The organism is Edaphobacter sp., from assembly GCF_035532915.1.
Classification (GTDB): domain Bacteria; phylum Acidobacteriota; class Terriglobia; order Terriglobales; family Acidobacteriaceae; genus Edaphobacter.
In genome coordinates this window covers 23,899-32,251 of the sequence record NZ_DATKQC010000053.1, presented here as the reverse complement: position 1 = coordinate 32,251, position 8,353 = coordinate 23,899, and the positions used below count along the sequence as shown (strand labels likewise).

At 56.5% G+C, this 8,353-nt stretch carries 8 protein-coding genes; 3 read left to right on the top strand and 5 right to left on the bottom strand.

Annotated elements, in window-relative coordinates; genetic code table 11:
• A partial coding sequence (locus VMU57_RS02840; RefSeq protein ID WP_325380581.1) for a hypothetical protein occupies nucleotides 1-388 on the bottom strand: 388 nt, incomplete at its 3' end.
• 107 nt (nucleotides 389-495) lie between these two features.
• On the opposite strand from VMU57_RS02840, the gene VMU57_RS02835 reads away from it, so the two are divergent.
• The gene (locus tag VMU57_RS02835; protein WP_325380579.1) at nucleotides 496-936 is read left to right on the top strand and encodes a DUF3253 domain-containing protein; all 441 of its coding nucleotides are present in this window, start codon (nucleotides 496-498) and stop codon (nucleotides 934-936) included.
• 374 nt (nucleotides 937-1,310) lie between these two features.
• The gene (locus VMU57_RS02830; protein WP_325380577.1) at nucleotides 1,311-1,748 is read left to right on the top strand and encodes an MmcQ/YjbR family DNA-binding protein; all 438 of its coding nucleotides are present in this window, start codon (nucleotides 1,311-1,313) and stop codon (nucleotides 1,746-1,748) included.
• Nucleotides 1,749-1,986: 238 nt separating this feature from the next.
• Here VMU57_RS02830 and asnB read toward each other — a convergent pair whose 3' ends face one another.
• The 4 genes from asnB to VMU57_RS02810 all read right to left on the bottom strand — a co-directional run bounded on the left by asnB (nucleotide 1,987) and on the right by VMU57_RS02810 (nucleotide 6,963).
• A complete protein-coding gene (asnB, locus tag VMU57_RS02825) occupies nucleotides 1,987-3,897 on the bottom strand; it encodes an asparagine synthase (glutamine-hydrolyzing) (protein WP_325380575.1) in 1,911 nt (636 codons plus the stop codon).
• A 16-nt stretch (nucleotides 3,898-3,913) separates the two neighbouring features.
• On the bottom strand, nucleotides 3,914-4,915 hold the full coding sequence (locus VMU57_RS02820) for a hypothetical protein (protein ID WP_325380573.1): 1,002 nt from the start codon (nucleotides 4,913-4,915) through the stop codon (nucleotides 3,914-3,916).
• 71 nt (nucleotides 4,916-4,986) lie between these two features.
• Nucleotides 4,987-6,204 (bottom strand): aminotransferase class V-fold PLP-dependent enzyme, encoded by a 1,218-nt coding sequence (locus VMU57_RS02815; protein ID WP_325380571.1) that lies wholly within the window; start codon nucleotides 6,202-6,204, stop codon nucleotides 4,987-4,989.
• Between the two features lie 36 nt (nucleotides 6,205-6,240).
• Complete coding sequence (locus tag VMU57_RS02810) at nucleotides 6,241-6,963, bottom strand: hypothetical protein (protein WP_325380569.1); 723 nt, start codon at nucleotides 6,961-6,963, stop codon at nucleotides 6,241-6,243.
• 260 nt (nucleotides 6,964-7,223) lie between these two features.
• Between VMU57_RS02810 and VMU57_RS02805 the strand changes: the two genes are divergently transcribed.
• Entirely contained in the window at nucleotides 7,224-8,321 is a 1,098-nt protein-coding gene (locus VMU57_RS02805; protein WP_325380567.1) for a carboxylate-amine ligase, read from the top strand.
• Nucleotides 8,322-8,353 lie beyond the last annotated feature (32 nt).

Genomic DNA, 8,353 nt, shown 5'->3' with positions numbered 1-8,353 from the left:
CCATAACTGGTCCGAACGAACTAAATAGCCTATCCCCTTTCACCATCTGAGGGACATAGATGACCGGAAGAGCACCGAGCTGGCGTAGGATATCAATGTGAAATTCCATCGCGAACGGGCCGAAGACTTCAGCGTGGCGAGGCAACTCGGACTGCGAAAGCTCCGTAAAGCAGATTCTCATCTGTCTATGACGGATTACTTTTGTTGAACCATCTGATAACGGTATTGACCACTCCACAACTTCAGGGGCCAGAATCAATCCCATCTGGCTAATCGCTACAAGAAGCTCTAACCCTTTTTCGTTGATAACTTCCGGTGTGTCGGACGCTCGTCTCCGGGGAAAGCTGTGGTAGAAGGTTCGTTCAGCTCCTGCTTTAATAACTTCCATTCTCTGTGCTCCGAAAAATTAGACCTATTTCAAAACGACCTCGTTATTGCCCTAAGGGGTTGAGCGCAACTTTACACTCAAGGCATCAAATATCCATCATCAACCCAATGCCTGACCGCAAACGCAAACCCGACCGCCCCACCCCGCGCAAAGACAAGCTCTGCAAGACCTGCCGCCGCCCCATCCAGTGGCAGAAGAAGTACGAGCAGGACTGGGACATCATCAAGTTCTGCAGCGAAGCCTGCAGCGGCTACCACTCCGGCGAAAAAGACGCCGCGCTCGAAGCCGCCATCCTCTCGCTGCTCGCCGAACGCACCGCCGACGGAGACAGGACCAAGACCATCTGCCCCTCCGAAGCGGCCAAGCTGGTCAGCGGCGACGCTCGCGGCAAGGACAAAGCCGCTCGTCGCGACTGGGAGGCGCTCATGGAGCCAGCCCGCGCCGCGGCCCGCCGTCTCGTAGCCGCAGGCAAGATCGAGATCACCCAGCACGGAGCCGCCGTCGATCCCGCCACGGCAAAAGGCCCCATCCGGCTGCGCTATCGCTGATCTCCTTCCGGGCGTAGTCATGCAAGCACGGAAGAAACGCAGATTCCCTTCGGGAATGACAACAAAATAAGACGAGTGGCAACAAAATAGGGCAAAGATGATCTGATGATCCGATAAAAAGATGATCCGATAAAGAGCTATTGCTATAGGAGAATTGCTATAAGTCCATCCGGAACGTCATCCCGATTGAAGCAGCGCAGACGGATTGAGCCACGTCAGCCGGTGGGGTTAGCATTATTGTTCCACGTGGAACAATTAACAGAAATCTGTGATATGATCACGGCTTTTCTCTCACGCTTGTGTTGGCCTCGCGGGGTGCATCTCCCTCTCAGGCGCCTTTTTGCTACTCTCCAAGCCACATCTATACTCTCCCCATGGACGCCGAACGCATCCGCGCCTTCCTCCTCAGCCTCCCGCACGTGGTCGAAACCGCCCAGTTCGGCGGGCTTGTCTTCTGGATCGGCGACAAGGCCATGGGCGGCAAGATGTTCGCCTGGATCAAACTCGAACCGGACAGCACCCGCCAACGCGTCATTTCCTACCCGGCAGGGCCGGAGCGCTACGCGGAGCTGCTCGAAATCGACGGCCTCTTCCCCGCGCCTTACCTGGCCCGCATCCACTGGGTCGCCGCCGAGAGTTGGAAGGTCTTTCGCACCCCTGAGTGGGAGCAGCAATTGCGTGCGGCCTACAACCTGACGCTCGCCAAGCTCTCGCCCAGAACCCGCACCATTCTGACCATGCCCAAGACGAAACAGAGACAGCTCATCGCGGAACGTAGAAAAACCTTGGCCGCTCGACGATCCGCCCTCTAGCGGTATAGTCCCGGCATTTGATGGATTAGGTCGAGAGTAAATCTGTCGGGGTTGTGGGTGTCGTAGAAGAAGCGTTTGACGGTGGCTTCTTTGATGGTTCTCTACACCCCGGAGTTGAACGGAGCCGGAATCATATTGGCAAGGCCCATTGTCGGCTTCATCCCGGGCTCATCCATTCCTTCTCTGCTTCGGAAATGGGATGATGTTGAGCACCAGTTTCAGCGCTCGCGCGTGGATCCTACTTGAGTAGATCCTGGTAATTGCCATGGTGCTCCTTCAAGGGAGAAGGTGGGCCCATAAGTGTGGGCGAACATATCTCCTGCCGCAGTGTGCGACACATCCTTTCAAAGACCGCAACCGTCATGCAGCCGAGCAGTGTGCGCGATGCGCGGATCCAGCCGGGATGATCCAACGAGGACTCCAGATAGAGTTGGTCAAGACTTGCGGTTGAAAAGAGTTGGTCGACGCCCTGGTATGAATCTCGAAAGTCCGCATAAGAACGCAGCATGCAGTTGCGCATCATCCGATGGACGGAGGAAGTATCCTTCGACTGCCAGAAGAGAACCTTTGGTGCTTGCGCGTATCTCCTGTCAAGCCGGGGCGAGACCGCCTCGCGGATAATACTCTTGTTCCAGAATAGATCGGGATGTAGTTCGGCAGGAATTAACGCCAGAAACTCTACCAGGCGATGATCGAGAAACGGGACCCGAGCTTCAACCCCCTGGCTGGAAGAGACGCGATCCTCGTTCCATAGATTGTGCGATTGCAAACACCAGACGCGTCGCAGCATCTCCCGGTGAAACGGTGCGATACGACTGTTGCTGATTGCACCGGGACGCAGGCTAGGTCTTGCGGAGCCTGGAACGCCCGCCTCTCGCATGTCGAGAGAGTGATGATGCTTTGAGAGCGCTTCGACATAGTGTGACCAGTTGGCTCTGGGCGAAGTGTACGAGAGTGAGTAGCCGCCGGCGAACTCGTCCGCACCCTGCCCGAGCAGCATTACTTTCGGCGCCCCTGCCTGGGTCCGCGCGTACCGGTGTAACTCATGTTTGAAGAAATATTCCGGTGCAAATCGCGGTGCATCGATCATGTAGACGAAGTACTCAAGCGAGGCGAGAGAAAACTCGATCTGATCCGCGAACGTTTCATGATTGAACCAGACAGGATGAAAGGGCAGCTTCAAGTCCTGCGTCAACTGCCGTGCTCGATCCAGATCGCCCGTGGCCACGGTCGTACGTTCGCACATGCTGAAGCATTGCAGATCGACTCCTTTGTGGCTCGCGTGCGCGACGATGGCCGAGGAGTCCAGTCCGCCACTGAGAAATGCTCCCACTGGCACGTCGCTCATCAGCTGTAAGCCAATGGCATCATCCAGCAGGGCGGCGTATTGCTCGACGTACGACGACCGAGGCCGGAGTGACTCCTCTGAAGACCTCTCGACAAAGCCAGAAAGCGACCAGTACGGTCTCGATTTGCTCTGCAGAGAAGAGTCGAACTCCAGGACATGCCCGCCTTCCAGCCACCGCACGCCCTCTACAAATGAGGGGATGCGAAGGAAGTCGGGACTCGTATAGGTATCGTCTTCCTCTAGATAGCCCAGGTCCAGTTCACTCCAGTTCATGCGGGTGGGACAGTCCGGATGCATGAGCAAGGCTTTAAGTTCGGAGGCGAAGAGCAAACCGTGAGGAAGCCTCGCATAACAGAGCGGTTTGACGCCCAGCCGGTCTCTTGCGAGCAGAAGCGTTCTCCGTCGCCTATCCCACACCAACATCGCGAATATGCCGTTCAAGCGCTCCGGCGCACCTGTTCCGTACTTCTGGTAGAGAGGAACTGTCACCTCGCAATCCGATCCGCCCGTGAAGCGGTATCGGCTTTCCAATTCGCGGCGGAGATCGTGGTGGTTGTAGATTTCGCCATTGACGGCAGCGACGACCGATCCATCTTCGCTCAGGAACGGTTGTGAGCCGCCCTTGAGATCGATAATGGACAGCCTGCGAAAGACGAAAGACAATACGCCATCATCATAAATCTGCTGCTCGTCTGGGCCACGCTGAGCCAGTTTGACGCCCATTCTGTGCAGTATTTCGCGGCGGTCGACGCCGCTGCGGGATTGCTCCTCGAATTGGATGAAACCAGCAAAGCCACACACGATTCAAAATCCCCCGTCAACTGATGTGCAGCTTGCGTTCCAATGCATCCGCCACAACCTGCGAGAAGGGAACGCCTTGCATTCTCTCCGCACCACGCAGCCCGCCCGGAGAAAAGACGTTGGCTTCAAGGAGTTTGCCACCGGCAATGTCCAGACCCACAAGAAATAGCCCGTCCGCTTCGAGGATGGGTCCCACGATCTGGGCGATGGCGAGCACCTCGTCAGTCAGGATAGCCGGAGCGATCTTTCCGCTCACGCGGAAGTTACTCCGAAGCTCCCCTTCTTTCGGCAGATGCAGGAGCGCGGCCGGCTTGCCGTCCATGCTGAGAATCTTGCCGTCCAGCATAAACAGACGGATCGAACCTAGGTTCGCCTCCGGCACATAATGCTGAACGACGACATAGCCAGACTCGCTCACCGCCTCAAAGATCTGTTCCAGGTTGGGTTCGTAACCATCGCGGAGTAGAAAGACACTCCGACCTGCACCACCATGCAGCGGCTTCATGATGAGATCGCCAATATGCTCACTCCATAGATCGATCACGTCATCCAGATGGCGGGTCACTATTGTCTTTGGCCGGACTGAGGCGGGGAACTTTTGCGAGTAAAGCTTGTCTGCAACGGCGCGGCTCAGGCTGGCCGGCTCGCTGACCACACAAACACCCTCATCCTTCAAAGCTTGCGCGAACTGAAATGGAATGTACTGCGCCCAGGGACGCCCGAGTGCTTCAAAGCTCGGTTCATTGCGCAGCCAGAGCAGGTCGATATCGCTGGCGGAGAGTCGTTCGATCTCGACGGAGGCTCCTTGAATCTCCTGAAGCAGAGCTTCGCTTGTCAGGGGTCCATGCGATCGAACTTGTCTTGCCCGCAGCGTGACTCCACTATCGTCCCATAGCATATCGGCGACGTTGACGAAATAGACGAAATGCCCGCGTTCACGCACCGCGCATGCCACGAGAATGGTCGTGTACAGGGGACTTTCACGTTCCACATCGTTGACGACGATCGCGATTCTCATAGGGGTGTGTATGGGAGCTTCCTCAATAGCATAAGGCAGGCAGTGATGAAAGTACGAACAACGCATCGGAGCTAACGCCTTGGTCTTGAGATAGCACCTACCGCAGCGATGGCCCTGTCCAATTCTTCGAAGGAATTGTAGATAAATGGAGAAAAGCGAAGGTGACTGCGTTTGTAGGGGCCGGAGAGTGCAATCACCTGACGCGCCGCCAGAGCGACCGATGCTTCCTCGGCTGTATGGCCATCAATATCGATACAGACTAACCCCGCAGAAAGCTCTGGTTGGTGTGGCGTGATGACGTGAACGCCTGGTAGAGCAGCGAGGCCGTCCTTCAGATAACGACTCAACTCGGTAAGCCGGTCTTCGATAGTCTCCATGCCGAGTGAAGCCATATACCGGATCGCTGGACCAATTGCCCAGCGATGTTCAAATGCTTTAAAGCCGCCAGGGGTCAAACGTTCCGCTGGATTGTCCGCTCCATGGATCTCCATCCCCATCACGCGAGCCACCGTATTCGAACCATAGGTCGGGATCACGTCCGAGAGTCGCTCCAACTCCGCTCGCCTGCCGCAGATAAACCCTGTGCCTCTCGGCCCGTTCAACCACTTATGGCAGGATGCGGCGGCTAGATCTACACCGAGGTCCCCGATGCGAGCATTGACCGCACCGACGCCATGGGTTGCGTCCAAAATGATCAGTAGGTCCTTCGGGACGCGGCCCTCGCGTTTCCCCTGTTCCAGGTTGCGACAGATCTCTCGCACAGGCAGCTTGACACCCGTGCAGGAATGGACCCACGTAAGGCCGAGCACGCGTGTCCGAGTCGTGATGGCCGCCCGCACGCCTTCGATGAGGCGTTCGGGTGTGTTGGCCTCGCCATTCTCATAGAGCCGCATCGTGCGTATCGCACACCCGGTACGTGCAGCGGCCTTCCGCGCCGCGCTCACCATCGAGTAATGATCGTGTTCCGAGATCAGGATCTCGGAGCCTGGCTCAAGGGACAAGCCCCCATACAGCAAGGTCAATCCCTCGGTGGCGCTCGATGTAATCGCGACCTCGTCCAGTCCGACTCCCAGGAACGCGGAAAGGGCCGAGGTGGACTCCTGGACCAATCGAGACTGATTCCGCATTAGGCTGCGACCGGCACAAAGATCAAGATCTTCGCGGAACTCTGCGATCGCATCGCGCACGGACTGCGGGGGCGTGGAGATCCAGAAACCGGCCAGGTACACCTCCGCTGGATGCATCGGGAAGTCGCGGCGAACGGCATCCCAGCGAGACTCGTTCTTCATGGATATCCTCGTGACCATTGTTGTGGAAACAAGAGTCTACCGGTCTTCATCGAAACGCACGAAAAGATTGCAACGTACGTCAACTTTGATGTCGGGATAGTAGCGTCGATGCAGATGGCGCCAGGCAAGCTGGTCGTCGAAGCCAAACGGTGAGATGCACCAGGGAGATTCCAGATGCGCGTGGTCCAGGATCTCCTTCAAACACTCGTGCACGTAGGCTCGTCGTCCTACATAACCACCTGCATTGAGGTGTCGGTGATACAGATCGTGCTCCATCGCCACGGAGTTTTCGAAGTCCCAGCACTCCTGTGAAGGGGGCTGGTTGCCGCGGGTATTGCAGAACAGCACCTTGCACTTCGCCTCATGGAAACGCTTGAGAATCAGGTTTGGATCCGACACAATAAGTACATCGTCACCGTCCAGACATACGATGTAGTCCGTGTTGCAGGCACCCGACTCCAGATAGTCGTAGACGAGCGAAATCTTTGATAGCCAATTCCAGGCTTTGAGTTCCCTGCCGAGAACGACAAACTCCTTCAGACCGAGATGACGAAGGCACCGCTCCAGCAGTTCTTCTTCGGGGCGCGTGTTGTAGGTGATGATCGTAAGATTTGCGGGATCAGTGAATCTTCCGCAGAGTGTTTTGTCCTTGAAGAAATTGCGGCACGCCTTTGCCCAATGCCTCCTGAACGGATTGGGGTGGAGACGCTGAGGACCGGGACAATGCAGGATAAATCCGTCGTAACCAAGGCCGTACATTTTCTGGCATGATGTCCGTCCGTCTTGGAATGGAAGGCGGCCCAATCTCCTTGATCCACGCAACGCAAGCTTGTAGGTGTAATGGGCATACATCCTGGCATAGTTTGAGAGTGTCAGAACGCGCTTTCCCATAGACGGTACGATACCTCGAAGCGGGATAGATTTCCATCGCCGAAACTGAAATCTAACTTGACCGTGGCATAGGCAACATCACGAGAGAGGCTCTTTTAATTTCTGGTCTTGGTGTACAACTGTTCACTATGACAGCGTTTTGTAACAGCGGGGATTTCACCTTGGGTGTCGAACTGGAGGTTCACTTGGTGGATTCCGTCTCGATGGCTTTGGTGAGCGAGGCCGGAAGGATCGTCGACGAGCTGCCCGATTCGCTTCGCAATCACATTCGCTGCGAGTTCAAACAATGTCAGCTTGAGATCAGCAGTGGAGTGTGCGATTCCGCGCTCGAGGCACTCCGGGATCTCTCGGTGAAGTGTGAAGCGGTGGCGCAGATCGCCAGAACGCGTGGATGCGCGCTCTGCTGGTCTGGAACGCATCCGTTTTCGCACTCTGAAGAACAGCAGATGACTCCTTCGCCTCGCTATCAGCGCCTCTCCGAGTTACTTGGGCACGATGGGCGGCAACTTGTCGTCTGCGGCCTGCATGTACATGTGGGCGTGGACTCGGCAGAACACGCCATCGAGGTCATCCGCAAACTCACGAGCTTTCTACCGCTCTTTCTTGCGCTGAGCTGTAACAGTCCCTTCATTAATGGCGTTGACACAAACATGCTGTCCTATCGGTCACGTTTAATGGAAGCTTTCCCTACCTACGGCCTACCGCCTGCATTGTCTGACTGGAAGGGATACGAGAAATACGTCGCGCAGCTTCAGGAGCTGGGGTTTATCGACTCGCCGCGCGACCTCTGGTGGATAGTGCGTCCGAACGCGAAGTATGGAACAGTAGAGGTGCGAGTTTGCGATACACCCGGGCGCCTGGAAGACGCCGTCGCGATCTCTGCGCTGATCAAGGTTGTGGTGCGAGGGATTGTAGAGGGGCGGCTGGATGGCAGCATCCAATGTTCCCTTCAGGCAAACATCCTGCAACAGAATCTCTGGCATGTGCGACGTTTTGGGCTTGGAGCGCAGTTATTCGACTTCACCAGCGGCAAAAGCATACGAGCGGGCACTGCGGTCGAGCGCCTGCTCACGCATGTGAGCGCCTGGGCAAGCGGCGATGATGTCGCCCCATTCCTTGCTCGGCTCGGTATGTTGGCAACCCAGCCCACCTGGGCAGAGCGCCAGATTCAAAAACTCGCCGAGACTGCGGACCGGCGCGCCGTCGTAAGGATGCTGACTTCCTGAACGCTCAGTCTCACTGAGGGTAATGTAACCTG